This is a genomic window from Serratia sp. BNK-23 (assembly GCF_047456145.1).
In the GTDB taxonomy this organism is placed as follows: domain Bacteria; phylum Pseudomonadota; class Gammaproteobacteria; order Enterobacterales; family Enterobacteriaceae; genus Serratia; species Serratia nematodiphila.
This window is the reverse complement of record NZ_CP179900.1, coordinates 3891229-3916749: the sequence shown is the minus strand read 5'-3', so window position 1 is coordinate 3916749 and position 25521 is coordinate 3891229. Positions and strand designations below refer to the sequence as shown.

26 protein-coding genes and 1 other RNA gene are annotated in these 25521 nt (G+C 59.1%); 17 read left to right on the top strand and 10 right to left on the bottom strand.

The window, feature by feature from the left end; genetic code table 11:
* Positions 1-9 precede the first annotated feature (9 nt).
* The 6 genes from clpX (at position 10) to ACMGF9_RS18605 (ending at position 7462) form a co-directional block, all read left to right on the top strand.
* Positions 10-1281, top strand: coding sequence for an ATP-dependent protease ATP-binding subunit ClpX (gene clpX / locus ACMGF9_RS18630; protein WP_004940354.1), 1272 nt, complete (start codon positions 10-12; stop codon positions 1279-1281).
* A 194-nt stretch (positions 1282-1475) separates the two neighbouring features.
* Positions 1476-3830: an endopeptidase La gene (lon, locus tag ACMGF9_RS18625; protein WP_004940352.1), complete on the top strand. Its 2355-nt coding sequence runs from the start codon at positions 1476-1478 to the stop codon at positions 3828-3830.
* A gap of 216 nt (positions 3831-4046) precedes the next feature.
* Positions 4047-4319, top strand: coding sequence for a nucleoid-associated protein HU-beta (gene hupB, locus ACMGF9_RS18620; protein WP_004940351.1), 273 nt, complete (start codon positions 4047-4049; stop codon positions 4317-4319).
* Between the two features lie 178 nt (positions 4320-4497).
* Entirely contained in the window at positions 4498-6381 is a 1884-nt protein-coding gene (gene ppiD / locus ACMGF9_RS18615; RefSeq protein WP_004940347.1) for a peptidylprolyl isomerase, read from the top strand.
* A 138-nt stretch (positions 6382-6519) separates the two neighbouring features.
* Positions 6520-6894, top strand: a complete 375-nt coding sequence (locus ACMGF9_RS18610; RefSeq protein WP_004940345.1) for a ComEA family DNA-binding protein — start codon at positions 6520-6522, stop codon at positions 6892-6894.
* Positions 6895-7048: 154 nt separating this feature from the next.
* On the top strand, positions 7049-7462 hold the full coding sequence (locus tag ACMGF9_RS18605) for an acyl-CoA thioesterase (RefSeq protein WP_004940344.1): 414 nt from the start codon (positions 7049-7051) through the stop codon (positions 7460-7462).
* Positions 7463-7498: 36 nt separating this feature from the next.
* Here the strand turns inward: ACMGF9_RS18605 and queC are convergent, their stop codons facing one another.
* Both queC and ACMGF9_RS18595 read right to left on the bottom strand, forming a co-directional pair.
* Positions 7499-8197, bottom strand: a complete 699-nt coding sequence (gene queC, locus ACMGF9_RS18600) for a 7-cyano-7-deazaguanine synthase QueC (RefSeq protein ID WP_015376848.1) — start codon at positions 8195-8197, stop codon at positions 7499-7501.
* A gap of 115 nt (positions 8198-8312) precedes the next feature.
* The gene (locus ACMGF9_RS18595) at positions 8313-10028 is read right to left on the bottom strand and encodes an SgrR family transcriptional regulator (protein WP_015376849.1); all 1716 of its coding nucleotides are present in this window, start codon (positions 10026-10028) and stop codon (positions 8313-8315) included.
* Between the two features lie 104 nt (positions 10029-10132).
* On the opposite strand from ACMGF9_RS18595, the gene cof reads away from it, so the two are divergent.
* The gene (gene cof / locus ACMGF9_RS18590; RefSeq protein ID WP_004940341.1) at positions 10133-10957 is read left to right on the top strand and encodes an HMP-PP phosphatase; all 825 of its coding nucleotides are present in this window, start codon (positions 10133-10135) and stop codon (positions 10955-10957) included.
* Between the two features lie 60 nt (positions 10958-11017).
* On the opposite strand, the gene ACMGF9_RS18585 is transcribed toward cof, so the two are convergent.
* A complete protein-coding gene (locus ACMGF9_RS18585; RefSeq protein ID WP_015376851.1) occupies positions 11018-12058 on the bottom strand; it encodes a PLP-dependent cysteine synthase family protein in 1041 nt (346 codons plus the stop codon).
* A 122-nt stretch (positions 12059-12180) separates the two neighbouring features.
* On the opposite strand from ACMGF9_RS18585, the gene ACMGF9_RS18580 reads away from it, so the two are divergent.
* The 5 genes from ACMGF9_RS18580 (at position 12181) to amtB (ending at position 18222) form a co-directional block, all read left to right on the top strand.
* On the top strand, positions 12181-12642 hold the full coding sequence (locus tag ACMGF9_RS18580) for an Lrp/AsnC family transcriptional regulator (protein WP_004940330.1): 462 nt from the start codon (positions 12181-12183) through the stop codon (positions 12640-12642).
* A gap of 92 nt (positions 12643-12734) precedes the next feature.
* Positions 12735-14510, top strand: coding sequence for a multidrug efflux ABC transporter permease/ATP-binding subunit SmdA (gene smdA / locus ACMGF9_RS18575; protein WP_015376852.1), 1776 nt, complete (start codon positions 12735-12737; stop codon positions 14508-14510).
* The gene (smdB, locus tag ACMGF9_RS18570; RefSeq protein ID WP_004940328.1) at positions 14503-16281 is read left to right on the top strand and encodes a multidrug efflux ABC transporter permease/ATP-binding subunit SmdB; all 1779 of its coding nucleotides are present in this window, start codon (positions 14503-14505) and stop codon (positions 16279-16281) included. The genes smdA and smdB overlap by 8 nt, the downstream gene beginning before the upstream one ends.
* A gap of 279 nt (positions 16282-16560) precedes the next feature.
* Positions 16561-16899, top strand: a complete 339-nt coding sequence (gene glnK / locus ACMGF9_RS18565) for a P-II family nitrogen regulator (RefSeq protein WP_004940327.1) — start codon at positions 16561-16563, stop codon at positions 16897-16899.
* 36 nt (positions 16900-16935) lie between these two features.
* A complete protein-coding gene (amtB, locus tag ACMGF9_RS18560) occupies positions 16936-18222 on the top strand; it encodes an ammonium transporter AmtB (protein ID WP_004940322.1) in 1287 nt (428 codons plus the stop codon).
* A 90-nt stretch (positions 18223-18312) separates the two neighbouring features.
* Here the strand turns inward: amtB and tesB are convergent, their stop codons facing one another.
* Positions 18313-19176 carry an acyl-CoA thioesterase II gene (gene tesB / locus ACMGF9_RS18555; protein WP_015376854.1) on the bottom strand — a complete coding sequence of 288 codons (864 nt, stop codon included), beginning with the start codon at positions 19174-19176 and terminating at the stop codon, positions 18313-18315.
* Between the two features lie 231 nt (positions 19177-19407).
* Here tesB and ACMGF9_RS18550 point away from each other — a divergent pair, with 231 nt between their 5' ends.
* Positions 19408-19899 carry a YbaY family lipoprotein gene (locus tag ACMGF9_RS18550; RefSeq protein ID WP_015376855.1) on the top strand — a complete coding sequence of 164 codons (492 nt, stop codon included), beginning with the start codon at positions 19408-19410 and terminating at the stop codon, positions 19897-19899.
* A 64-nt stretch (positions 19900-19963) separates the two neighbouring features.
* Here the strand turns inward: ACMGF9_RS18550 and ACMGF9_RS18545 are convergent, their stop codons facing one another.
* Complete coding sequence (locus tag ACMGF9_RS18545) at positions 19964-20278, bottom strand: MGMT family protein (protein WP_015376856.1); 315 nt, start codon at positions 20276-20278, stop codon at positions 19964-19966.
* A 156-nt stretch (positions 20279-20434) separates the two neighbouring features.
* Here ACMGF9_RS18545 and ffs point away from each other — a divergent pair.
* Positions 20435-20531: signal recognition particle sRNA small type (gene ffs / locus ACMGF9_RS18540), an RNA gene on the top strand.
* Positions 20532-20861: 330 nt separating this feature from the next.
* Here ffs and ACMGF9_RS18535 read toward each other — a convergent pair.
* The 3 genes from ACMGF9_RS18535 to ACMGF9_RS18525 form a co-directional block, all read right to left on the bottom strand.
* Positions 20862-21065, bottom strand: coding sequence for an HHA domain-containing protein (locus ACMGF9_RS18535; RefSeq protein WP_004940313.1), 204 nt, complete (start codon positions 21063-21065; stop codon positions 20862-20864).
* 49 nt (positions 21066-21114) lie between these two features.
* On the bottom strand, positions 21115-21483 hold the full coding sequence (gene tomB, locus ACMGF9_RS18530) for an Hha toxicity modulator TomB (RefSeq protein ID WP_004940312.1): 369 nt from the start codon (positions 21481-21483) through the stop codon (positions 21115-21117).
* Positions 21484-21641: 158 nt separating this feature from the next.
* Positions 21642-21995, bottom strand: coding sequence for a hypothetical protein (locus ACMGF9_RS18525; RefSeq protein ID WP_004940311.1), 354 nt, complete (start codon positions 21993-21995; stop codon positions 21642-21644).
* A 402-nt stretch (positions 21996-22397) separates the two neighbouring features.
* Between ACMGF9_RS18525 and ACMGF9_RS18520 the strand changes: the two genes are divergently transcribed.
* The 3 genes from ACMGF9_RS18520 to ACMGF9_RS18510 are packed head-to-tail and all read left to right on the top strand — an operon-like array spanning position 22398 to position 24869.
* Positions 22398-23111: a metal ABC transporter ATP-binding protein gene (locus tag ACMGF9_RS18520; RefSeq protein ID WP_118892386.1), complete on the top strand. Its 714-nt coding sequence runs from the start codon at positions 22398-22400 to the stop codon at positions 23109-23111.
* Positions 23108-23965 carry a metal ABC transporter permease gene (locus tag ACMGF9_RS18515; protein WP_273890174.1) on the top strand — a complete coding sequence of 286 codons (858 nt, stop codon included), beginning with the start codon at positions 23108-23110 and terminating at the stop codon, positions 23963-23965. The genes ACMGF9_RS18520 and ACMGF9_RS18515 overlap by 4 nt, the downstream gene beginning before the upstream one ends.
* Positions 23966-23990: 25 nt before the next feature.
* Complete coding sequence (locus ACMGF9_RS18510; protein ID WP_118892385.1) at positions 23991-24869, top strand: metal ABC transporter substrate-binding protein; 879 nt, start codon at positions 23991-23993, stop codon at positions 24867-24869.
* Positions 24870-24976: 107 nt separating this feature from the next.
* On the opposite strand, the gene ykgO is transcribed toward ACMGF9_RS18510, so the two are convergent.
* Both ykgO and ACMGF9_RS18500 read right to left on the bottom strand, forming a co-directional pair.
* On the bottom strand, positions 24977-25117 hold the full coding sequence (ykgO, locus tag ACMGF9_RS18505) for a type B 50S ribosomal protein L36 (protein WP_004940304.1): 141 nt from the start codon (positions 25115-25117) through the stop codon (positions 24977-24979).
* A 12-nt stretch (positions 25118-25129) separates the two neighbouring features.
* Entirely contained in the window at positions 25130-25384 is a 255-nt protein-coding gene (locus tag ACMGF9_RS18500) for a type B 50S ribosomal protein L31 (RefSeq protein ID WP_004940303.1), read from the bottom strand.
* Between the last annotated feature and the right edge of the window lie 137 nt (positions 25385-25521).

Below are 25521 nucleotides of genomic sequence, written 5' to 3'. Positions count from 1 at the left end.
GTTTGACTGATGACAGATAAGCGCAAAGACGGTTCAGGAAAGCTGCTGTACTGCTCTTTTTGCGGCAAAAGCCAGCATGAAGTGCGTAAGCTGATTGCCGGGCCGTCAGTGTATATCTGCGATGAATGTGTCGATCTGTGTAACGACATTATTCGCGAAGAGATTAAAGAAGTTGCCCCGCATCGTGAGCGCAGTGCGCTGCCGACGCCACACGAAATTCGCCACCACCTGGATGACTACGTCATCGGCCAGGAGCAGGCGAAGAAAGTGCTGGCGGTTGCGGTGTACAACCACTACAAACGCCTGCGCAACGGCGATACCAGCAACGGTATCGAGTTGGGCAAGAGCAACATCTTGCTGATCGGCCCGACCGGCAGCGGCAAGACGCTGCTGGCGGAAACGCTGGCGCGCTTCCTGGACGTGCCGTTCACCATGGCCGACGCCACCACACTGACCGAAGCCGGTTATGTGGGCGAGGACGTGGAAAATATTATCCAGAAGCTGTTGCAAAAATGTGACTATGACGTGCAGAAAGCGCAGCGCGGCATCGTTTATATCGATGAAATCGATAAGATTTCCCGTAAGTCCGACAACCCGTCGATCACGCGTGACGTCTCGGGTGAAGGCGTGCAGCAGGCGCTGCTGAAGCTGATTGAAGGCACCATCGCCGCGGTTCCGCCGCAGGGCGGGCGCAAGCATCCGCAACAGGAATTCCTGCAGGTCGATACTTCCAAGATCCTGTTTATCTGCGGCGGCGCATTTGCCGGCCTGGATAAGGTGATCGGTCAACGCGTCAACACCGGCTCCGGCATCGGCTTCGGCGCGACCGTCAAGGGCGAGTCCGAGAAGGCCACCGAAGGCGAACTGCTGCTGCAGGCCGAACCGGAAGATTTGATCAAGTTTGGTCTGATCCCTGAGTTCATCGGCCGTCTGCCGGTGGTGGCGACCCTGAGCGAGCTGAGCGAGGACGCGCTGATTCAGATCCTGAAAGAGCCGAAGAACGCCCTGACCAAGCAGTATCAGGCGCTGTTCAATCTGGAAGGCGTGGAGCTGGAGTTCCGCGACGAAGCGCTGAACGCCATCGCCAAGAAAGCCATGGCGCGCAAAACCGGCGCCCGCGGCCTGCGTTCCATCGTGGAAGGCGCGCTGCTCGACACCATGTACGATCTGCCGTCGATGGACAGCGTAGACAAAGTGGTGATCGACGAGTCGGTGATCGCCGGCCAATCCAAACCGCTGCTGATTTACGGCAAGCCTGAAGCCCAGGCGTCTGGCGAATAATTAGCCAGTTAAACCAGCGCGTTATCAGCAAAATGGGGGATTTCATCCCCCATTTCTTTTTCCTGCATTCTTGCCGTTGAATGTAAGAGATTCATCCCCATATACTCATTAACCAGATTTTATGAAACGTTAGATGCTTGCGTCTCATGAGATTCCCCCTCAACCTGGCGGAAATTAAACTAAGAGAGAGCTCTATGAACCCTGAGCGTTCCGAACGCATTGAAATCCCCGTTTTGCCATTGCGCGACGTGGTGGTTTATCCGCACATGGTGATCCCGTTATTTGTTGGCCGGGAAAAATCGATTCGGTGCCTCGAAGCCGCAATGGATCACGATAAGAAGATCATGCTGGTGGCACAGAAAGAGGCCTCAACGGATGAACCTGGCATTAACGACTTGTTCTCGGTCGGCACCGTAGCGTCGATCCTGCAGATGCTGAAGCTGCCGGACGGCACGGTAAAAGTGCTGGTCGAGGGGCTGCAGCGCGCACGCATCACTACGCTGTCCGACAGCGGTGAGCATTTCGCCGCGCAGGCGGAATACCTTGAGTCGCCGGCTATCGACGAGCGCGAGCAGGAAGTGCTGGTGCGCACCGCGATCAATCAGTTTGAAGGCTATATCAAACTGAATAAAAAAATCCCGCCGGAGGTGCTGACGTCACTCAACAGCATCGACGACGCCGCGCGCCTGGCGGACACCATCGCCGCCCACATGCCGCTGAAACTCAGCGACAAGCAGTCGGTGCTCGAGATGTCCGACATCACCGAGCGTCTGGAATACCTGATGGCGATGATGGAGTCGGAGATCGACCTGCTGCAGGTTGAGAAACGCATCCGTAACCGCGTCAAGAAGCAGATGGAGAAGAGCCAGCGCGAGTACTATCTGAATGAGCAGATGAAGGCGATTCAGAAAGAACTGGGCGAGATGGACGACGCGCCGGACGAGCACGAAGCGCTGAAGCGCAAGATCGATGCGGCGAAAATGCCGAAAGAGGCGCGCGAAAAAACCGAAGCGGAACTGCAAAAGCTGAAGATGATGTCGCCGATGTCGGCGGAAGCGACCGTGGTGCGCGGCTACATCGACTGGATGCTGCAGGTGCCGTGGAATGCGCGCAGCAAGGTGAAAAAAGACCTGAACAAGGCGCAGGAAGTGCTCGATACCGATCACTACGGCCTGGAGCGCGTCAAAGATCGCATCCTCGAGTACCTCGCGGTGCAGAGCCGCGTCAGCAAAATCAAGGGGCCGATCCTGTGTCTGGTGGGGCCGCCGGGCGTGGGTAAAACCTCGCTGGGGCAGTCGATCGCCAAGGCGACCGGTCGCCAGTACGTGCGCATGGCGCTGGGCGGCGTGCGTGACGAAGCGGAAATCCGCGGTCACCGTCGTACCTACATCGGTTCGATGCCGGGCAAACTGATCCAGAAGATGGCCAAGGTTGGGGTGAAGAACCCGCTGTTCTTGCTGGATGAGATCGACAAGATGTCTTCCGACATGCGCGGCGATCCGGCCTCCGCTCTGCTGGAGGTGCTGGATCCGGAACAGAACGTGGCGTTCAACGACCACTACCTGGAAGTGGATTACGATCTGTCCGACGTGATGTTCGTCGCCACCTCGAACTCGATGAACATTCCTGCGCCGCTGCTGGATCGTATGGAAGTAATCCGCCTGTCGGGTTATACCGAGGACGAGAAGCTCAACATCGCCAAACAGCACCTGCTGCCGAAGCAGCTCGAGCGCAATGCGCTGAAAAAAGGCGAGTTGACGGTCGACGACAGCGCCATCATCGGCATTATTCGCTTCTATACCCGCGAAGCCGGGGTGCGCAGCCTGGAGCGTGAAATCTCCAAACTGTGCCGTAAAGCGGTGAAAACGCTGCTGATGGACAAGAAGCGCAAGCATATCGAGATCAACGGCGACAACCTGAAGGATTACCTGGGCGTGCAGCGCGTCGATTACGGCCGTGCGGATACCGAAAACCGCGTGGGCGAAGTCACCGGGCTGGCGTGGACGGAAGTGGGCGGCGATTTGCTGACCATCGAAACCGCCTGCGTGCCGGGCAAAGGCAAGCTGACCTACACCGGTTCTCTGGGTGAAGTGATGCAGGAATCGATTCAGGCGGCGCTGACCGTGGTGCGCGCGCGCGCGGAGAAATTGGGCATCAACGCCGATTTCTACGAGAAACGCGACATCCACGTGCACGTGCCGGAAGGGGCGACGCCGAAAGACGGCCCGAGCGCCGGTATCGCGATGTGCACCGCGCTGGTCTCCTGCCTGACCGGCAACCCGGTACGCGCCGATGTGGCGATGACCGGCGAGATCACGCTGCGCGGTCAGGTGTTGCCGATCGGCGGCCTGAAAGAGAAGCTGCTGGCGGCGCATCGCGGCGGCATCAAAACCGTGCTGATCCCTTACGAGAACAAGCGCGATCTGGAAGAGATTCCGGACAATGTTATCGCCGATCTGGAGATTCATCCGGTGCAGCGAATCGATGAAGTTTTGAACATTGCGTTGCAAAACCCGGCCTTCGGCGCACTGCCGGTAGCGGCAAAATAGTGACGAATCGCAAAAACCATTGATAAAACTTATACTGGCAAGCCATTTCGGACTTGCCAGTATTTTTTTGTACCGCTAAGTTAGATCTCTGTCGGCCCGCGTTTTGTCACCCAGTCGGTGGCTTGCCAAGGTTCGATGGGATTGATATAACAGCTGCGCTGTCGCAACCGTAGGGATTTTTCGGTGCGACGATAGAATTCTAGAGGGGATGATAGAGTGAATAAGTCACAACTGATCGACAAGATTGCCGCAGGTGCTGATATTTCCAAAGCGGCAGCGGGACGTGCTTTAGACGCAGTAATCGCTTCCGTTACCGACTCCCTGAAAGCAGGGGATGACGTGGCTCTGGTAGGTTTCGGTTCCTTTACCGTGCGTGAACGTTCGGCCCGTACCGGCCGCAACCCGCAAACCGGTAAAGAGATCAAGATCGCGGCAGCCAAAGTACCTGCCTTCCGTGCAGGGAAAGCGCTGAAAGACGCTGTAAACTGATTTAGCGTCTAACCGTTTAGCGTAACAGGGTTTTGTAATAAACAATCACCTGACGCAGCGGTGCTGGTAAGGTAAGATACAAGGCGCATCGGACTGATGCGCTTTTTTTATTTTTGTCGCAGGGAACGCGCCTGCGCAAGGGTTGTTAATCCACATCACAGCGGAGTGTTGTCACACTATGATGGACAATTTACGCGCGGCTGCCAATCACGTCGTGCTCAAAATCATCCTGGCCCTGATCATCCTGTCATTCGTTCTGACCGGGGTGGGTAACTACCTGATCGGCGGCTCCGGCGATTATGCTGCGAAAGTAAATGGTCAGACGATCGAACGCGCTCAGCTGGAACAGGCTTTCCAAAGTGAGCGCAGCCGCATGCAGCAGCAGCTGGGTGACCAGTTCTCTGCGCTGGCCGGCAACGAAGGCTACATGCAGCAGATGCGCCGTCAGGTGTTGTCCCAGTTGATCGACAACATGCTGCTCGACCAGTATGCCAAGAAGCTGGGCCTGGCGGTCAGCGACGATCAGATCAAGGACGCCATCCGCAAGGCGCCTTACTTCCAGACCAACGGCCAGTTCGATAACGCCAAATATCTCGATCTGATTGGCCGCATGGGCTACACCGCCGACAATTTCGCGCAGTCGATGCGGCAGCAGTTGGTCAATCAGCAGGTGATCCAGGCCTTCGGCGAGTCCGGTTTCGTGCTGCCGTCTGAATCGCAAGCCATGGCGGCGCTGGTGCTGCAGGAGCGCGACGTGCGCCTGGCGACCATCGATTTGAAAGCGCTGCAGGCGAAACAGAGCGCCGGCGACGACGAACTGAAGGCGTATTACGATCAGAACAAGAACAGCTTCATCGCCCCGGAGCAGGTGAAGGTGAGCTATATCCCGCTGGACGCCGCGTCCATGCAGGACAAGGTGAAAGTGAGCGAAGAGGACATCAACGCTTACTACGACCAGCACAAGAGCAGCTACGGCCAGCCGGAGCGTAAAAACTACAGCGTGATCCAGCTGAAAACCGAGGCGGAAGCCAACGCGGCGCTGGATGAGCTGAAGAAGGGCGCCGATTTCGCCACCCTGGCGAAAGAAAAATCCACCGACATCATCTCACGCCGTACCGGCGGCGAGCTGGGTTGGCTGGAGCCGGAAACCACCGCCGACGAACTGAAGCAGGCTAACCTGACCGAGAAAGGGCAGCTGTCTGGCGTAGTGAAATCCTCCGTCGGCTACCTGATCGTGCGTTTGAACGACATCGAACCTGAGAAACTGAAACCGCTGAGCGAAGTGCATGACGCCATCGCCAAGCAGGTGCAGCAGGAGAAAGCGGTAGACGCCTATTACGCGCTGCAGCAGAAGGTGAGCGAAGCGGCGACCAGCGACAACGAATCTTTGGCCTCGGCTGAGGAAGCGGCCGGCGTGAAAGCGGCGCAAAGCGACTGGTTCACCCGCGACAACATCCCTGCCGCGCTGAACTTCAAACCGGTGGTGCAGGCGATCTTCGACGGCTCGCTGATCGGCGAGAACGGCGCGCCGGGCAGCAACTCCGACGTGATCACCGTAGACGGCGACCGCGCTTTCGTGGTGCGCGTGAGCGGCCATAAGCCGGAAGGCATCGAACCGTTCGACCAGGTAAAAGACCGCGTGGCGGAACTGGTGAAACGCAACAAGGCGCTGCAGGCAGCGAAGCTGCAGGGCGAGAAGCTGCTGGTTGAGCTGAAGCAGGGCAAGGGCGACGAAGCGATGAAAGCCGCCGGCCTGAGCTTTGGCGCCGTGCAGAAGATGGCGCGCGCGCCGGAAGACAGCCAACTGGTGGAGAGCGTGTTCGCGCTGCCGCACCCGCAGGACGGCAAACCGGTGTACGGCATGTCGCAGGATCGTCAGGACAACGTGGTGCTGATTGCGCTTGATGCGGTGAAGCCAGGCACGCTGCCGGAAGACGAAATGAAAACCTTCGTCGGCAAGATGGAAGAGGGCGCGACCGGCGTTTCCTTCGATTCGCTGCTGGCGAGCCTGCGTAAAGAAGCCAAGATCAAAATGGGCGCCGCTGAGCAACAGCCTCAGTAATCGCCGCATTTTTCTGCAACGCAGTGCAACAAACAAAGGCCGCTTTCGCGGCCTTTTCCATATCTGACATCCGTCGATTGCTGAATATTCGCCGCCGCGGCAAGGTAGCCGTGCTGTCACACACAAGGAGGATACAGCATGCAATATTCAGAGAAAAAAGCGTTTTTCGGTTACCGTCGTCACGTTAACGCCGCGCTGACCGCGCTGTTGTTATGCCTGGCCGGCCCGGCCGCCGCGGTGGAAAAAAACGAGGCGCCGATGCTCTCAACACCGGCGAGCCATGGCGGACAATCGGTGATGACCAAGGCAACCGAAGAGGCGGCGGTCAGCATCAATCAGGCCACTGCCGAACAACTGGCCGCCGCCTTGAGCGGCGTCGGCCTGAAGAAGGCGGAAGGCATCGTGCGCTATCGCGAACAGAACGGGCCGTTCACCCAGGTTGAGCAGTTACAGGAGGTACCGGGCATCGGGCCGGCGCTGTTTGAGAAGAACCGCACCCGGCTGAAAATGTGATCCCGGTCGCGGCTGCGTGGCAAAATGGCGCTGAGGCCGTGACTCCTCTGCTACATTTTACAGGTCTTACCAGTTTGGCGCGTTGACCAAACGGGCGAGGGAGCCAGCGCGGCTCCCTCTTTCTGTAATCACCAGGCAGGAGCGATCGTTCCCTATGCAAACCTTTATCAAAGTTCGCGGTTATCACCTTGATGTTTACCAGCACGTTAACAACGCCCGCTATCTGGAGTTCCTGGAAGAGGCGCGTTGGGAGTGGTTGGAGAACGAAGCCGGGTTCCGCTGGATGACGGAAAACAACATCGCTTTCATCGTGGTGAACATCAATATCAATTACCGCAGCCCGGCGGTATTGGGGGATAAGCTGCGTATCGACAGCCAGATGGTGCAGCTCAACGGCAAGAGCGGGGTGCTAAGCCAAAAGGTGACGCAGGATCCGGCGGGGACGCCGGTGGCAGACGCGCTGCTGACTTTCGTGTGCGTCGATCTGAAAACGCAGCGTGCGCTGCCGATCGAAGGAGAATTGCGCGAGCACCTGGAGGCGCTCACGCTGAAGGATAATCCGCAGTAAGCTCATGGGCGGCATAGGCTGCCGCCGTCACTGCCCTCAGGCCAGGCCGGCTTTCTGTTTCAACGCCGCCATCACTTCTGCCTGGTTGGCCCGGTACTGCGTCAGGCCATTGGCGCGCAGGTTGCAGGCGGCGCACTCGCCGCAGCCGTCACCCTTGATGCCGTTGTAGCAGGTCAGCGTATCCTGGCGTACGCGATCCAGCTGGTGGTAATAATCCGCCAGCGCCCAGGTCTCGGCTTTGTTCAGCCACATCAGCGGCGTTTCGAAGCGGATATCGCGGGCGATGCCCAGCGTCACCGCCTTGTTCAGCGCTTTAACGAACTCGTCGCGGCAATCCGGGTAGCCGGAGAAATCGGTTTCACACACGCCGGTGATCACCGCTTCCGCTTCGACCTGGTAGGCGTAGATCGCCGCCAGCGTCAGGAACAGGATGTTGCGGCCCGGTACGAAGGTGCTCGGCAGCGCATTTTTCTGGTTGGGATCGTAGGTGGGAACCGGAATATTGTCGCGCGTCAGGCTGCTGACGGCCAGCTCATTGAGCAGCGTTACGTCCAGCACCTTGTGCGCCTTGGCACCGAGGGCTACCGACAGCTCTTGAGCCACTTCAATCTCGGCGCGATGGCGCTGGCCGTAATCGAACGTGACGCAGTGAACTTCGTCATACTGTTGCAATGCCTGGATTAAGCAGGTCGTGGAGTCTTGTCCACCGCTGAAAACGACAACCGCGCGCTTCATAAAATCACCTTTTTGGGCTTTGGCCTCTCCCGATACACATTCGGGCGGCAGGATAAAAATTGCGTTGCGGCGACAATAGTAGCAGAAAGGGCCGCCAGGCGCAGGGCGGTTCGGCTCAGGCCGGTGCGTTGTCCACCGGCGGCGGCAGCCACGCCTGGCAAAAATCGAACCAGCCGTGGGCGGTCAGCGTGACGCCATGCATGCGCGGCGGCGCGCTGATCTGATACTGGTAGTGGAACAGCGGCGTGATGATGGCGGCGGCCATCAGCCGTTGATAATAGGCCTGCAGCCGTGCGAAACGCGGTTGCTGCGCCTGCAGCTGCTGGATCTGCCGCAGCGTATCCTGTTGCTGCTGCCAGCGGCTTTCCGTCAGGATGCCGCGCCACAGCGTATCCTGCCGCAGCCAGCTCTCCAGCGTCGCCTCCGGCGCTTCGCCGATCAGGTTGTCCGCCAGCAGCAGATCGGCCTGGGCGATCTGTTCCTCGCTTTGCCAGCGCTTGCCGGCATAGTAACGCACTTCCAGCTCGCAGCCGTGCTGCGCGAGCAAACGCTGTAGCGCGGCCGTCACCGTTTCCAGCTCGACCGGCGGCCGATACAGCAGCGTCAGCCGGGCGGGCAGGGCGACATCCTCTTCGACCTGTTGGTGGGGGATGCGCCAGCCGGGCAGCATTTCATGGCTGGGGGTGATCACGCTGTTGGGGATCGGCAGATGGCTCAGCAGGCCGGACTGCTGGATCAGCATCAGCAGCTTTTGCCCCTGGGCTTCGTTCAGCACGCCGTGGCGCAGGTTCAGCGCCAGATAACACCAACCCAGGCTCATGCTGCGCTGCACCGGCCGGGCCTGCGCCAAATCGTCTTGCTGGCCTATGGTGATGCGCACCGGATGCTGGCAACTGGTGTAGGTGCCGGCGGTAGGTAAATCGGGGGTGATCCAGTATTCGATGGTATCCAGATACGGATGCTGCAGATGATAACCGGCGTGCTGTTCCAGCCGCACCAGTTGCGGCTCATTCAGTGTCAGCTTGAACGGGCCGGCGCCGATGGCCGGCAGCTCCGGGTGAGTCATCAGGCAAGGCAGCTCCGCCAGCCGGTGGGCCAGCCAGTAGTCCGGCAGGTGTAGATCGAACTGAATGCACAACGGATGCGGCAGGCTGATGCGCGTGACGTTGGCCAGGCTCGGTTGGCTGCGCGGATGGCGCTGCAGTTTTTCCAGCGTTTGCAGCAGTTGGTGGCCGGTCAACGGTTCGCCGTTGTGCCAGCGCAGCTGGCTGCGCAGAAAGAAGCGCCAGCGCAGGCCGCGATCGCTAATCTGCCAATGGTGCGCCAGATCGGGCTGCGGTTCCGGGTTACCGGTCATCAGGCGCGTCAGTCCGGCGTGCAGGGTCGACACCAGATGTTGTTCGGCGCGGCCGGTCAATGTGAGCGGGTCGAGCGCTTCCAGCGTGCGGTAATAGGGAATGCGCAGCGTTGGGCTGCCGGCCTGCCATTGCCCGCCGAGGTGCGGGCTGAGCAGATCCTGCAGGTGCTGCGGATCGAGCTGCGCCATCTCCAGCGCCCCCTGATGATTGCCCTGTTGCAGCAGCTGTTGAAGCAGCTGCGCGCGCAGTTCATCCGGGGTTTTCAGGCAGTGCAGGCGAGCGCGCTTACCGCGGCCGGGCTGCGAATACCAGCTCAGCCAGCCCTGATCCTGCAGCTGCTGCACCAGCGTGCGGGCGTGCCGCTCGCTGCAGTAGAACATCGCCGCCAGCTCGCCGATGGTCACGGCGACCGGCGCGCTGCCGAGCTGTTGATACAGGCGTTGATATTGGCTGAGACGGTGAACCAGGCGCATGGGCAGAAATCCGGAACAGTTTTCTCAAATTGTTCACTATTACTTCCGCAAATACCATCCCATACTGCAGTGATTGTAATCGCGTTCACATTCATGAGGTCTTTATGTATCGCCTGGCAGCTTTCGATATGGACGGCACGCTGTTGATGCCGGATCACCGGGTTGGCCCGGAAACGCTGGCGGTGCTGAACCAGCTGGTGGAGCGGGAGATGGTGGTGACGTTCGCCACCGGGCGCCACTACCTCGATGCGCAACCGATCATGGCGCAACTGGGGCTGCAGGGTTACCTGATCACCGGCAACGGCACGCGGGTATATGACAACCGTGGCCAACAGCTGCACGCCACCGACCTGCCGGCGGCGGTGGCCGAAGAGGTGCTGCATCATCATTGGCGCACCCGCGCCAGCATGCATGTATTCCGCGACGAAGGTTGGCTGACCGAGTTTCCCGTGCCGGAAGAGATGCTGCGGGCGCATCACCTGAGCGGTTTTCGTTTTCAACTGGCCGATGTGCGCCGTCTGCCGGCGTTCGGCAACAGCAAGGTGTGCTTTGTCGCGCCACATGAGGAGTTGCTGGCGTTGCAGGTGCAGCTGCGGGCGCAATTGGGCGATGAGGCAGACCTGTGCTTTTCCGCCTACGACTGTCTGGAGGTGCTGCCGCTCGGTTGCAACAAAGGCACGGCGCTGGAGCGGCTGAGCCGTCATCTGGGGCTGACGATGGCCGACTGCATGGCGTTCGGCGACGCGATGAACGACAAAGAGATGCTGGGAGCGGTGGGGCACGGCGTGGTGATGGGAAACGCCCTGCCGCAGCTGAAATCCCTGCTGCCGCAGCTACCGGTTATCGGCCATTGCCAACAACAGGCGGTGGCTCACTATTTACAACATTGGCTGCGTTCACCTTGCCTCACCTATTCCCCCGAAGAATGAGGTTCTCCTTACAGCCGGCCGGGTATGACTACCCGGCTTTTTTTTACCCGAAGCCTGGCGTTACAAATCCGCCAGCTGCGCGAGATACGGCTGCAGATCGCCGATGTTGTTGCTGACCCATTCCGGGTTGTAATAAGTATCCAGATAACGCTCGCCGCTGTCGCACAGCAGGGTAACGATCGACCCTTGCTCGCCGTTTTCCCGCATCTGCTTCGCCAACTGCAGCGCACCCCAAACGTTGGTGCCGGTAGAGGCGCCAACCTTGCGGCCCAGCACGCCTTCCAGCCAGTGAATGGTGGCGACGCTGGCGGCATCCGGCACGCGCAGCATGTTGTCGACCACCGACGGGATGAACGACGGCTCGGCGCGCGGGCGGCCGATGCCTTCGATACGGCTGCCGCAGCTGCCGATCAGGGTGCGATCGCCGTGGTGGAAGCAGTCATAGAACACCGAGTTTTCCGGATCGACCACCGTCAATTGGGTGTCGTGCCCCTGATAGCGGATGTAGCGCCCCAGCGTGGCAGAGGTGCCGCCGGTGCCGGCGCTCATCACGATGTGTTTCGGCACCGGGAAAGGTTCGCGCGCCATCTGGCGGAAGATGCTGTCGGCGATGTTGTTGTTGCCGCGCCAGTCGGTGGCGCGCTCGGCGTAGGTGAACTGATCCATATAGTGGCCGTTCAGCTCTTTCGCCAGCTGTTCGGAGGCAGCGTAGATTTGGGCGGCATGATCGACGAAGTGACAGCGGCCGCCGTAAAAGGCGATCTGTTCCACCTTGCGGCGCGCGGTGCAGGACGGCATTACCGCGATGAACGGCAGGCCGATCAGACGGGCGAAGTAGGCTTCGGACACCGCGGTGCTGCCGGACGAGGCCTCGATGATGGTGGTGTTCTCGGTGATCCAGCCGTTGCACAGGCCATAAAGGAACAGCGAGCGCGCCAGGCGGTGTTTCAGGCTGCCGGTCGGGTGGGTGCTCTCGTCTTTCAGGTACAGGCAGATGCCGGGAAACGCCGGCAGGTTCAGGCGAATCAGGTGCGTATCGGCGGAGCGCTGAAAATCCGCTTCTATTTCACCGATAGCATATTTTACCCAAGAGTTTGTCATGATATGGCCTCAGAATAGGGGGCTGGTTTATGGCGTAGCATAGCCTGTCGGCGGGAAAAAAGGATTGCCATTTTCCCTGTTTAATCGCCTAATGGGAGAAAATTTTTCTCCGGGTGGCCGCTATGTTAGATAAAACAGACCGTAAGCTGCTGTGCATGCTGCAGCAAGATTGCACCCAGTCGCTGCAGGCGCTGGCCGATGCGGTTAATTTGACCTCTACGCCATGCTGGAAGCGCCTGAAGCGTCTGGAAGACGAAGGCTATATCCGCGGCCGGGTGGCCTTGCTGGATAATGAAAAGCTCGGCCTGGGGCTGACGGCGTTCGTGCTGATCAAGACCCAGCAGCACAGCAGCGAGTGGTATCAGGCGTTTGTGCAGCTGACCAGCCAGATGCCCGAGGTGCTGGCGTTCTACCGGATGGCGGGGGAGTACGACTACCTGATGCAGGTCGAAGTGGCGGACATGAAAAGCTACGACGGCTTTTATAAGCGCCTGGTGAACGGCGTACCGGGCCTTATTGACGTCACCTCGAGCTTTGCCATGGAAAAAATCAAATACACCACTGCGCTGCCGGTGCCGGAGTGAAAAGTTAACCGGACGGGCGGCTCAACGGTGGTATCCTGCTCTGCTGAAGCAGAAAAAGAGACAAATCCCATAAAATCCTGGAATCAAACTGCGTGAGATTATTTGCACAAATCGGCTGGTACTTCCGCCGGGAGTGGCGCCGCTACCTCGGGGCGGTGGTGCTGCTGATCGTCATCGCCATCCTGCAACTGTTGCCGCCTAAGCTGGTCGGCATCATCGTGGATGGCGTCACCGAAAAACAGATGTCCACCGGCGTGCTGTTGGCCTGGCTCGGGCTGATGATCGGCACCGCGATAGTCGTTTACCTGCTGCGCTATGTGTGGCGGGTGCTGCTGTTCGGCGCTTCCTACCAGCTGGCGGTCGAACTGCGCGAAAACTTTTACCGCCAGCTCAGCCGACAAAACCCGGCGTTCTACCTGCGCCATCGCACCGGCGACCTGATGGCGCGCGCCACCAACGATGTGGATCGCGTGGTGTTCGCCGCCGGTGAAGGCGTGCTGACGTTGGTGGATTCGCTGGTGATGGGGGTGGTGGTGCTGGTGGTGATGAGCACCCAAATCAGCTGGCAGCTGACGGTGTTGGCGTTAATCCCGATGCCGCTGATGGCGATCGCCATCAAATATTACGGCGACCAGCTGCACCAGCGCTTTAAATCGGCGCAGGCGGCGTTTTCCAGCCTGAACGATCAGGCGCAGGAAAGCATGACCAGCATCCGCATGATCAAGGCCTTCGGGCTGGAAGATCACCAATCCAACCGTTTCGCCGACGTCGCGGCGCAGACCGGGGCCAAGAACATGCACGTGGCGCGGGTGGATGCGCGCTTCGATCCGACCATTTATATCGCCATCGGCGCCTCTAACCTGTTGGCTATCGGCGGCGGCAGCTGGATGGTAGTGAACGGTTCGCTGACGCTCGGGCAACTGACCAGCTTTGTGATGTACCTCGGCCTGATGATCTGGCCAATGCTGGCGCTGGCCTGGATGTTCAATATCGTCGAGCGCGGCAGCGCGGCCTACAGCCGCATCCGCAGCCTGCTCGACGAGGCGCCGGCGGTGCAGGATGGCCCGCAGGCGTTGCCGGCCGGGCGCGGCGTGCTGGAGGTGGATATCCGCGCGTTCCACTACCCGGAAAACCCGCATCCGGCGCTGCACGATGTGGCGCTGACGCTGAAACCAGGGCAAATGCTGGGGCTATGCGGGCCGACCGGGGCCGGCAAATCGACGCTGCTGTCGCTGATCCAGCGCCAGTTCGACGTCGATCAAGGGCAGATCCGCTATCACGGCCTGCCGTTGCCGCAGGTCAAACTCGACGACTGGCGTTCGCGGCTGTCGGTGGTGAGCCAAACGCCGTTCCTGTTCTCCGATACCGTGGCGAACAACATCGCGCTGGGCCAGCCGGGGGCGACGCAGGCGCAGATTGAACAGGCGGCGCGGCTGGCCAGCGTCCATGAGGACATTCTGCGGCTGCCGCAGGGCTATGACACCGAAGTGGGCGAACGCGGCGTGATGCTGTCGGGCGGGCAGAAACAGCGCATCTCCATCGCGCGCGCGCTGCTGCTGGATGCGGAGATCCTGATCCTCGACGATGCGCTATCGGCGGTGGATGGCCGTACCGAACACCAGATCCTGCACAACCTGCGTAGCTGGGGGCAAGATCGCACGGTGATCATCAGCGCACACCGGCTGTCGGCATTAACCGAGGCCAGCGAAATCCTGGTGATGCAGCACGGCGGCGTGGCGCAGCGCGGCGATCCGGCGGCGCTGGCGGCGCAGCCGGGCTGGTATCGCGATATGTACCGCTATCAGCAGCTGGAAGCGGCGCTGGACGAAGCGCCGGAAAACGGCGAGGAGGCGTTGGCCGATGAATAAAGTGCAAAAGCTGTGGCCGACGCTGAAGCGCCTGCTGGCCTACGGTTCGCCGTACCGCAAACCGCTGGGGGTGGCGGTGCTGATGCTGTGGGTGGCGGCGGCGGCGGAAGTCGCCGGGCCGATCCTGGTGAGCTATTTTATCGATAATTACGTCGCCAAAGGGCAACTGCCGCTGATGATCGTCGGCGGGCTGGCGGCGGCCTACATTCTGCTGGAGCTGCTGGCGGCGGCGCTGCACTACTTCCAGGCGCTGCTGTTCAACCAGGCGGCGGTAGGCGTGGTGCAGCGGCTGCGCACCGACGTGATGGACGCCGCGCTGCGCCAGCCGCTCAGCGCCTTCGACACGCAACCGGTCGGGCAATTGATCTCGCGCGTCACCAACGACACCGAAGTGATCAAGGACCTGTACGTGATGGTGGTCTCCACGGTGCTGAAAAGCGCCGCGCTGATCGGCGCCATGCTGGTGGCGATGTTCAGCCTCGACTGGCGCATGGCGCTGGTGGCTATCTGCATCTTCCCGGCGGTGTTCGTGGTGATGGGCATCTATCAATATTACAGCACGCCGATTGTGCGCCGGGTGCGCAGTTATCTGGCGGACATCAACGACGGCTTCAACGAAGTGATCAACGGCATGGGCGTGATCCAGCAATTCCGCCAGCAGGTGCGCTTCGGCGAGCGCATGAGCGCCGCCAGCCAGTCGCACTATCTCGCGCGCATGCAGACGCTGCGGCTCGACGGTTTCCTGCTGCGGCCGCTGCTCAGCCTGTTTTCGGCGCTGGTGCTGTGCGGTTTGCTGATGTTGTTCGGCTTCAGCGGTGAAGGCGTGATTGGCGTCGGCGTACTCTATGCCTTCATCAACTACCTGGGGCGTTTGAACGAACCGTTGATCGAGCTGACGTCACAACAGTCGATCCTGCAGCAGGCGGTGGTGGCCGGCGAACGCATTTTCGAACTGATGGATCGCAGCCAGCAGAGTTACGGTACCGACGATAGTCCGTTGGCCGGCGGCCGCATCGACATCACCGATCTGAGCTTCGCTTACCGCGCGGACAAAAAGGTGCTGCAGCATATTTCTCTGTCGGTGCCGTCGCGCGGCTTCGTGGCGCTGGTCGGGCACACCGGCAGCGGCAAGAGCACCTTGGCCAACCTGCTGATGGGTTATTACCCGGTCAGCGAGGGAGAAGTGCGTCTCGATGGCCGCCCGATCTCCAGCTTGTCGCACCGCACGCTGCGCCAGGGCGTGGCGATGGTGCAGCAGGATCCGGTGGTGATCGCCGATTCGGTGCTGGCCAACGTCACGTTGGGGCGCAATATCGAGGAAGACGCCGTTTGGCGAGCGCTGGAAACGGTGCAGCTGGCGGATCTGGTGCGTGGCTTCCCGCAGGGTATTCACACCCGACTGGGGGAGCAGGGCAATAACCTGTCGGTTGGGCAGAAACAGCTGCTGGCGATGGCGCGGGTCTTGGTGCAGGCGCCGCAGATCCTGATCCTCGACGAGGCGACCGCCAATATCGACTCGGGCACCGAGCAGGCTATCCAGCGCGCGCTGCGTGCGATCCGCGAGCACACCACGCTGGTGGTGATCGCTCACCGCCTCTCGACGATCGTCGATGCCGATTCCATTCTGGTGTTGCATCGCGGCCAGGCGGTGGAGCAGGGCAACCATCAACAGCTGCTGGCGCAGCAGGGGCGCTACTACCAGATGTATCAGCTGCAGCTGGCGGGCGAGCAGTTGGCGGAAGCGGTGCGCGAGGAGAGCCAACCCGCCTGATCCCACGGGCCGCGATCGCGGCCCTTATTTTTCCCAACGCACCACAAGCAGGCAACTCCGCCAGGCTACGCCCCCTTTCTGCACTTTTTCGACGCGACACGCACCAAATCAGTGCGCATTATTTAACCCATTCAAGGTATCGGTACTGCGCCGCGCCGCGGCGGCGCCCGCGTGCCCGCTAATCCGCTGAATCGCCATGCAAAATAAAATTTGGCACAGCCCTTGCTACATATGACGCGTACCAGGGGTGAGTTTGGGCTTAATTCGTGGAGGGGCAATATGAAGCTGGTGACCGTGGTAATCAAACCGTTCAAGCTGGAGGACGTGCGCGAGGCCTTGTCCTCCGTGGGTATTCAGGGGTTGACCGTAACCGAAGTGAAGGGCTTTGGCCGCCAGAAGGGGCACGCCGAGCTGTATCGCGGCGCCGAATATAACGTCAATTTCCTGCCCAAGGTCAAAATCGATATCGCCATCGCCGACGATCAGTTGGATGAAGTGGTTGATGTGATTAGCAAAGCCGCCTACACCGGCAAAATCGGCGACGGCAAAATTTTCGTTGCCGAGTTGCAACGTGTGATCCGCATTCGCACCGGCGAAACCGACGAATCGGCACTGTAACCGCGAACTCAGTTAAGTGATGGGGATGGATTGATAATGAAAAGACTGTTATCCATGTTGGGCCTGAGTTCGGTAACCCTGGTTCCTTCTTTGGCCCTGGCCGCCCCGGCGGTCGCTGATAAGGCCGACAACGCCTTTATGATGATCTGCACCGCGTTGGTGCTGTTCATGACGCTGCCGGGCATCGCGCTGTTTTACGGTGGCTTGCTGCGCGGCAAAAACGTGCTGTCGATGCTGACGCAGGTCACCGTCACCTTCGCGCTGGTCTGCGTGCTGTGGGTGTTGTATGGCTATAGCCTGGCGTTCAGCGAGGGCAATGCGGTGTTCGGCGGGTTCGAAACGGCGATGCTGAAAGGCATCGGCATCGACAGCGTCACCGGCAGCATCAGCCAAATGATCCACGTCGCCTTCCAGGCCTCCTTCGCCTGTATCACCGTGGCGCTGGTGGTGGGTGGCTTCGCCGAACGCATTCGCTTCTCGGCGGTGCTGATCTTCGCGATCCTCTGGTTCACGCTGTCTTATCTGCCGATCGCGCACATGGTGTGGGGCGGCGGTTACCTGGCCGCCGACGGCGCCTTGGACTTCGCCGGCGGCACCGTGGTGCACATCAACGCCGCCAGCGCCGGGTTGATCGGCGCCTACCTGATTGGCAAGCGCGCCGGCTTCGGTAAAGAGGCCTTCAAACCGCACAACCTGCCGATGGTGTTTACCGGGGCGTCCATCCTGTATATCGGCTGGTTCGGCTTCAATGCCGGTTCCGCCAGCGCGGCCAACGGCATTGCGGCTCTGGCATTCCTCAACACCGTGGTTGCCACTGCGGGCGCCATTCTCTCCTGGACCTTCGCCGAGTGGGTGCTGCGCGGCAAGCCTTCATTGCTGGGCGCCTGCTCCGGCATGATCGCCGGGCTGGTAGCAGTGACGCCGGCGGCGGGCACCGTGGGCGTGGGCGGGGCGTTGATCATCGGTCTGGTGGGCGGCGTCGCCGGCCTGTGGGGCGTCGTGACGCTGAAAAAATGGCTGAAAGTGGACGACACCTGCGACGTGTTCGGTGTGCACGGGGTGTGCGGCATCGTCGGCTGCCTGTTGACCGGGGTGTTCACCGCCTCTTCACTGGGCGGCACCGGTTACGCCGAAGGGGTGACGATGGGCCATCAGGTCTGGATCCAACTGGTGAGCGTGCTGATCACGCTGGTGTGGTCGAGCGTCGCCGCCTTTATCGCCTTCAAGATCGCGGGCGCCATGGTTGGATTGAGAGTGCCGGAGGAGCAGGAACGCGAGGGGCTGGACGTCAACAGCCACGGCGAGAGCGCCTACAACCAGTAAGGCTCAAAGCAGGGCAGTGCGCTAAAGACTAAAATAATGATGAAGCCAAAAGGGGCGATGGAAACATCGCCCCTTTCTTTATGCTGCGGATCAGGCGTCGCGTTGGCGAATCACCCCTTCCTGCACGGTGGTGGCGACCAGTACGCCGTCGCGGGTATAAATCTGGCCGCGTACAAAGCCCCGTGCGCCGGAGGCAGAGGAGCTCTCCACCGCGTACAGCAGCCAGTCATCCATGCGGAACGGACGGTGGAACCACATTGAGTGGTCAATGGTAGCCACCTGCATGCCCGGCTCGAGGAAGCCGACGCCGTGCGGCTGCAGCGCCGTCGGCAGGAAGTTAAAGTCCGACGCGTAGCCCAGCAGATATTGGTGGATGCGCTGATCGTCCGGCATGCTGCCGTTGGCGCGGAACCACACGTAGCGATGCGGTTCTTCCACGCTGCCTTTCAGCGGGTTATGGAATTTCACCGGGCGCATTTCGATCGGCTTCTGGCCGATAAATTTTTCGCGCACTTTTTCCGGCAGCATATGCGCCAGCTTCTGGGCGATCTCTGACTCAGACAGCAGCCCTTCCGGCGGCGGCACGTCCGGCATCTGGTTCTGGTGCTCGAAACCTTCTTCCGGGCTCTGGAAGGAGGCGGTCATATAGAAGATAGGTTTGCCGTGCTGGATGGCGCTGACGCGACGGGCGCTGAAGCTGTTGCCGTCGCGCAGGGTTTCCACGTCGTAAACGATAGGCTTGCTGCTGTCGCCCGGGCGCAGGAAGTAACTGTGGAACGAATGCACGCTGCGTTCGTCCGGCACCGTCTGTTTGGCGGCGTACAACGCCTGGCCGACCACCTGCCCGCCGAACACCTGGCGCAGCCCCAGATCTTCACTCTGACCGCGGAACAACCCTTCTTCGATTTTCTCCAGATCCAGCAGATCGAGGAGGTTTTGCAATGCCTGGCTCATAAAGTTGTTACCTTTCTAATAATCATTTTGCGCAGTGTGCGGAATATCACGGCGCGGCGTCAACATTTTGCGTTAAGGGGCCGATGAGAATGCTCTTAATCATGGACGCCTTGGGCTGTTTAAGTGATTAATAGGCGGGGTAAAGTGGATTTATCAGTGTTTTGTGCTAGGTTTAATAGGTGAGGTGGTGAAAGCCACCAACATGTTGATAATAAAAAAGGAGACCGATCCATGAAACTCTGGCAAATCGTAGGCGGTGCCGCGGCACTGACGATCACGCTGGCAGGATGCGCGCAAAAGAGTGCCGATGTGCCTACACAGACGGCCGGTAACCCGGCGGCTGCGCAAACGCAGATTCAGGGCCCGGCGGTGACAGGTTCGGTTAATATACGTCAGCGCATTGCGCTGCCGCCGGACGCCGTACTGACGGTCACCCTCTCTGACGCTTCGCTGGCAGATGCGCCGTCCAAAGTGATTGCACAGCGCGCGGTGCGTACTGAAGGACAGCAGGCGCCATTCAGCTTTACGCTGCCGTACAACCCGTCCGACATCCAACCGAATGCGCGCATCATTCTGAGCGCAGCGGTGACGGTCAACGGGCGCCTGATGTTCATTACCGACACCATCCAGGAAGTGGTTAACCGCAACGGCACCCGCGCCGATCTGCTGCTGGTTCCGGTGCAGGGCGTGCCGATGCAGGCTGCGCCAACCGCCATGCAGTAAACTTACTGCGGTACAGCAAGATGAAATCAACAGCCTTTGCGCTTCGGCCAAAGGCTGTTTTGTTTTACCAGCGCCAGCCGTAGCGTTCGAAATCGACCGTGCTGTGCGGGCCGAAAATTATCCCCTCCGCTAGCAGTGCCTGCCGTTGCCGTTGAAAATCCTCCCCCTGCTGCGAGATCTGTCCGTGGCGGTTGATCACCCGGTGCCAGGGCAGCGTGCTGCCTTCCGGCAAACGCCGCAGCACGCCGCCAACCTGACGCGCGGCGCGCGGCGAGCCGGCCAGCCGGGCGACTTCACCGTAAGTGGTGACTTTGCCGTAAGGAATGGCGGCCACGATATGGAAAACCCGCTGGCTGAAAGAGGCGTCTTCTGGTTGCATATTGCTGTTCCTGCGCGAATCAAAATCCAGGCGAAGAGTGTGCCACAATGCAGGTGGGCAAGAAAACAGCGGTTGGCCCCGGTTGGCTTGCTATTTGGTGGGGCATCGCCGATAATGCCCACCGCTTCGGAGTACAGAAGCCGTCAATGGGGGCCCTGTTGGTTCTCCCGCAACACTAACTTGTGAACTCGGTCAGGTCCGGAAGGAAGCAGCCGCAGCAGGTGACGTGTGTGCCGGGATGTAGCTGGCAGGGTCCCCACCCATTTGGGCTTCGCCAATCCGCGCTTTTGCCACCTCTCCTCCACGTATCTATTATCCATTTCTGTCATCAGGCAGAGCGACACGCATTTCTTTTCTTCCCGCCTTCAATTCTTTTGGATAATGAATTAGCGGTTCTGGGGAGCGGGCACAGTGAGGCGGGCGATGAGATAACCTGTCTCGATTAAAAAAGAAAATTGTTTCCGCGCAATATTATTATCGGAAGAGGGAACGCAAGTGAAGTTTTACTGTCAATAGGAAAAGTACGTATTCAACTTGAACATTGAAGCCGATAAAAGCATCGGCTCAACGCGTTGGGGGCTGATTATCTGACATATTTCCAAACGGAGGTGGGGATTTTGTCATACAGTTTGTTCATGGTGAGCTCTGCCAGACGATGATCTGCCGCTGAGTAAAACAGCTCCAGTTCATCATCGGAAAGCTCGTACTTATTTTTCTCAATAACACGTTCGAGAGTATCAATCGTGGTGCATTTACGTAAACGCATCAGATAGTCGGTTTTAGTCATGGTGGCCTTTAGTTTAATAACCGTAAAATAGCTTGGGAATAATTATCCCCTAAGTTTTCATTGTCGTACAGATGTCCTCTCCTGAGAACATTCTGAATAATCTCGCCTTGGTTTTTTGCCAGCGGCGCAGGTCGGAATCATTGATACCATAGCTGCTGAACAGCGTATAGGTATCGTCGAGATATTCTTCGACTAACTCCGACAGGTCAGATTCGTCCATGTATTTAATTTTATAACTCATCACAAACGAAGCGATATGTTCGATCAACTCATTAAGCTGCAGGTTGACGGAGGACGTCGGATCGTTGACCCACCCATGATGACTGTCTCCCAGGGTAGCGATACCTTCATCATACAAATTTTCGCACAAGAATTTGAGCTGAGCAATGTCGTGTCGCTTAGGCGAATACTCATCCATATCATCCCCTCCGTAAGTCTTAATTGCGGTGTGATAACACTATGTGAGTAAGCTGATTTACATCATGAACGGAGGCAGCTTAACGGTGGTTAAATAAACTTCCCGTAAAATGAATATAAATCATTTTTTCGCGTTTGGCCTGTAGTTATTACTTAAACTTACAATTCATCCGCAGTTGATGGGCGTGAGTTATCAATGATGTCGAAGATTAAACCCCGCGCCGTCACTCGAAACCGGACGCTGTCGTTGATGATATCTTCGCTGTTGATATCCAGGCAGGCATTAAAAATGCCCCACTTATAACGATAACTCATTGAATAATCGCTGTCACCTTGCTGCACTATATCAAGTATTTCTAATGAATCTTCGGCATAGCGTGCGCTTTCAGAATAAAAGCTGAGTCCGCTGGTCAGCGCCGGCACTAACTCCGCAATATTGTCATGAACCACTTTCTTTAATTTTTTAACAGAAAGTGCGTTGACGTCCAGGTTACAGGCAAGGGTAACAAGCATTAATCTCGGCCAACAACAATGTTATCTGCTTATCTTACTCCTTTTCCGCCCTCGTCGGTAAATTTTTCGATTTACCGCTGTTCTTTACCTTACGCCAACATTCCAACCGAATGGAAATATCCCTGGGTTTTGTAAGGGGGCGGGGGGAGATCCGCTGTGCGAGGGATTGTTACGTTCCGTTGCATTATTGTCGCGCCATAGCTTGAGCTACGGTAGTTGTTGTGATGTTATATTATAACTCTTATCCATCATTTTGGTCATCACATTGATTCCCACTTCACGACATGGCGCCGCGTCGTCACTGAATTCGTTGTTCACCACCTCCGCCGCCGCGCGTTGTGCGGGGGCCGTTGTGCTGCTGGCTCTGCTGTGGCTCGGCATCTTTTGGGCGGTATCGCTGCCATGATCATCCTGCGTCAGCTGGTGCTAGGCTATGGCGCCACGCCGCTTTTTCCACCGCTGAGCGGGCAGTTTACCGCCGGCTCGTTAACCGCGGTGGTGGGCGTCAATGGGGCCGGAAAATCGACATTGCTGAAAACGCTCGCCGGTTTGTTGCCGCCGATGGGCGGCAGCCTGAATTTCAGCGGCGGAAAGCCGCCGCGCAGAGCTTACTTACCGCAGCAGGCGGAGCTGGATCGGCAGTTCCCGATCGCGGTAAGCGATCTGGTGGCGATGGGATGTTGGCCGCAAAGCGGCATGTTCGGCGGTATGAACCAGCATGCGGCGAGCCAGGTTAATGAGGCGCTGGCGAGCGTCGGCATGAGTGTGCTGGCGCACAGCCCGGTGGGCGAGCTCTCCGGCGGCCAGCTGCAGCGGGTATTGTTTGCGCGCCTGCTGGTCCAACAGGCGCCGCTGATCCTGCTGGATGAACCTTTTACCGGCATCGACAGCGCCACCACGCAAATTTTGCTGCAGGTGATTGCGCAGCTGCACCGGCAGGGGAGAACGGTGATCGCCGTGCTGCACGATATGTCGATGGTTGCCGAGCATTTTCCGCAGGCGCTGTTGCTGACGCCGCAGGCTTGCCACTGGGGCGCGGCCGAGCGGGTGCTGGAGCAGGTGCCGAGGTATCACGCCGCCGAACGGCAGCCGGATCTGCGGGCGGTGGCGCCATGATGCTGTGGCATGCGCTTATCGATCCTTTCCTCTCTTTCGGTTTTATGCGCCGCGCGCTCATGGCGTGCCTGGCGTTGTCGCTCAGTGCCGCCCCGCTGGGCGTGTTTCTGCTGCTGCGCCGCATGAGCCTGGTAGGGGATGCCTTGTCACACGCGGTGTTGCCGGGCGCGGCGATCGGCTATCTGATCTCCGGTATGTCGCTGATGGCGATGGGCGTGGGTGGCTTTATTGCCGGGCTGGCGGTAGCGATGCTATCCGGCCTGGTGAGCCGCCGCACGCCGCTGAAAGAGGACGCCAGCTTCGCCGGATTCTATCTGGGCTCACTGGCGTTGGGGGTCACGCTGGTCTCGCTGCGCGGTTCCAGCGTGGATCTGCTGCACGTGTTGTTCGGTTCGATCCTGGCGGTGGATGCGCAGGCGATGCTGATGGTCGGTGCTATCGCCTCGGTTTCGCTGCTGGCGCTGGCGGCGCTGTACCGCGCGCTGGTTATCGAATCCTTCGACGTCACTTTCCTGCGCGTTAACGCGCCGCGCCGGTTGGCGCTGATCCACGGCCTGTTTTTGGCGCTGGTGGTGGTCAATCTGGTGGCGGGATTCCAGATCCTCGGCACCCTGATGTCGGTTGGGTTAATGATGTTGCCCGCCGCCAGCGCGCGCTTCTGGGCGCGCAATCTGCCGCAGACGCTGGCGACGGCGATGGGCATCGGCGCGCTTTCCAGTCTGATTGGGCTGGTGTGGTCCTATCACGCTTCGCTTCCCGCCGGCCCGGCGATCGTGCTCAGCGCCAGCATCCTCTTTTTTGTCTCGATCCTGTTTGGAACGCGCGGAGGCATTTACGCCTTTGCGCGCCGTTGAGAAGTGCCATTTGCAAGGAGAAAATATGAAACGTTTACCTATATCGCTGGCGGTAGCTGCTCTGCTGGCCAGCCCATTGGCGATGGCGAAGACCGTCGACGCCGTCGCCAGCTTTTCCATTCTCGGAGATATCGTCAAGCAGGTGGGCGGCGATCACGTCAAGGTCAGCACGCTGGTGGGGCCGGATGGCGATCCGCACAGTTTCGAGCCTTCACCGCAGGACGGCAAGAAGCTGGCTCAGGCTGATGTGGTATTCGTCAGCGGCCTGGGGCTGGAAGGGTGGATCGATCGCCTGGTCAATGCTTCGGGTTATAAAGGGCAGGTGATCATCGCTTCACAGGGCATCAACACCCGCCAGATGGAAGAGGATGGCAAACCGATTACCGATCCTCACGCCTGGAACAGCATGAAAAACGGCGTGCAGTACGCCACCAACGTGATGAACGCCCTGATCGCCGCCGATCCTGAAGATGCCAACTATTTCCGCCAGCGCGGCGCGGAATACATTCAGCAGCTGCAAAAGCTGGACCTGTGGGCCAAAAACCAGTTCGCCGCAGTGCCGCCGCAGAAACGCAAGGTGCTGACCAGCCATGATGCCTTTGGCTACTTTGGACAAGAGTATGGCGTCACCTTCCTCGCCCCGGTCGGATTTTCCACCGAAGCGGAAGCCAGCGCCAGCGACGTGGCGAGCCTGATTAAGCAGATTAAACAGGAGAAGGTTAACGCTTACTTTATCGAAAACCAGACCGATCCGCGGCTGGTGAAGCAGATTGCCGCCGCCACCGGCGCCAAGGCGGGCGGCGAGCTGTACCCTGAAGCGCTCTCCCGCGCCGGTGGTCCGGCGGCCACCTATGAGCAGGCTTTCAAACACAATGTCGACACGTTGCTGAGTAGCATGAAGTAATCTATGCCCCCCGCCCGCGGGTGGGGGACAGCTTGCAGGCACTTTCTCGCCATAAAAAAAGCCCCGTTGAGCAGCAACGGGGCTTTGCGACAGATGACACTTGGGAGTTAACGCTTTTTCTTACGTCCCTGTACCGCTTTGAATCGCGGATTGCTTTTACAGATCACATAGATGCGGCCACGACGACGCACGACTTTGCAATCCGGATGGCGATTTTTCGCCGAACGCAATGAACTCAATACCTGCATGGGGTTTCCTTGTTACTTATTGCCGATAAAGCGGCCAAAGCGCTGCTGGAAGCGCGCCGTGCTGCCTTCTTTGGAATAGTCTTTCTGCTTACCGGTGTAATACGGATGCGAAGCGGAAGAGACGTCGAGGGTGACATACGGCCAGCTTTCGCCGTCCAGTTCGATAGTGCGATCGGTTTTGATGGTCGATCCCACTTTGAAGTAGGCATTGGCGCTGACGTCGTGGAACACCACGGTGCGATAATCGGGATGGATGCCGGGTTTCATAATGGCTCTCTCGTGTAATGTTATACTATAACAATAATTATGCGCCGACCTGGCATCATGATCAAGCGTAAATTGCACTCACGAGCGAATTAATGAGAACGGTTTGCATTAAGCAACTGAAGCAAAAGAAAAAGGCC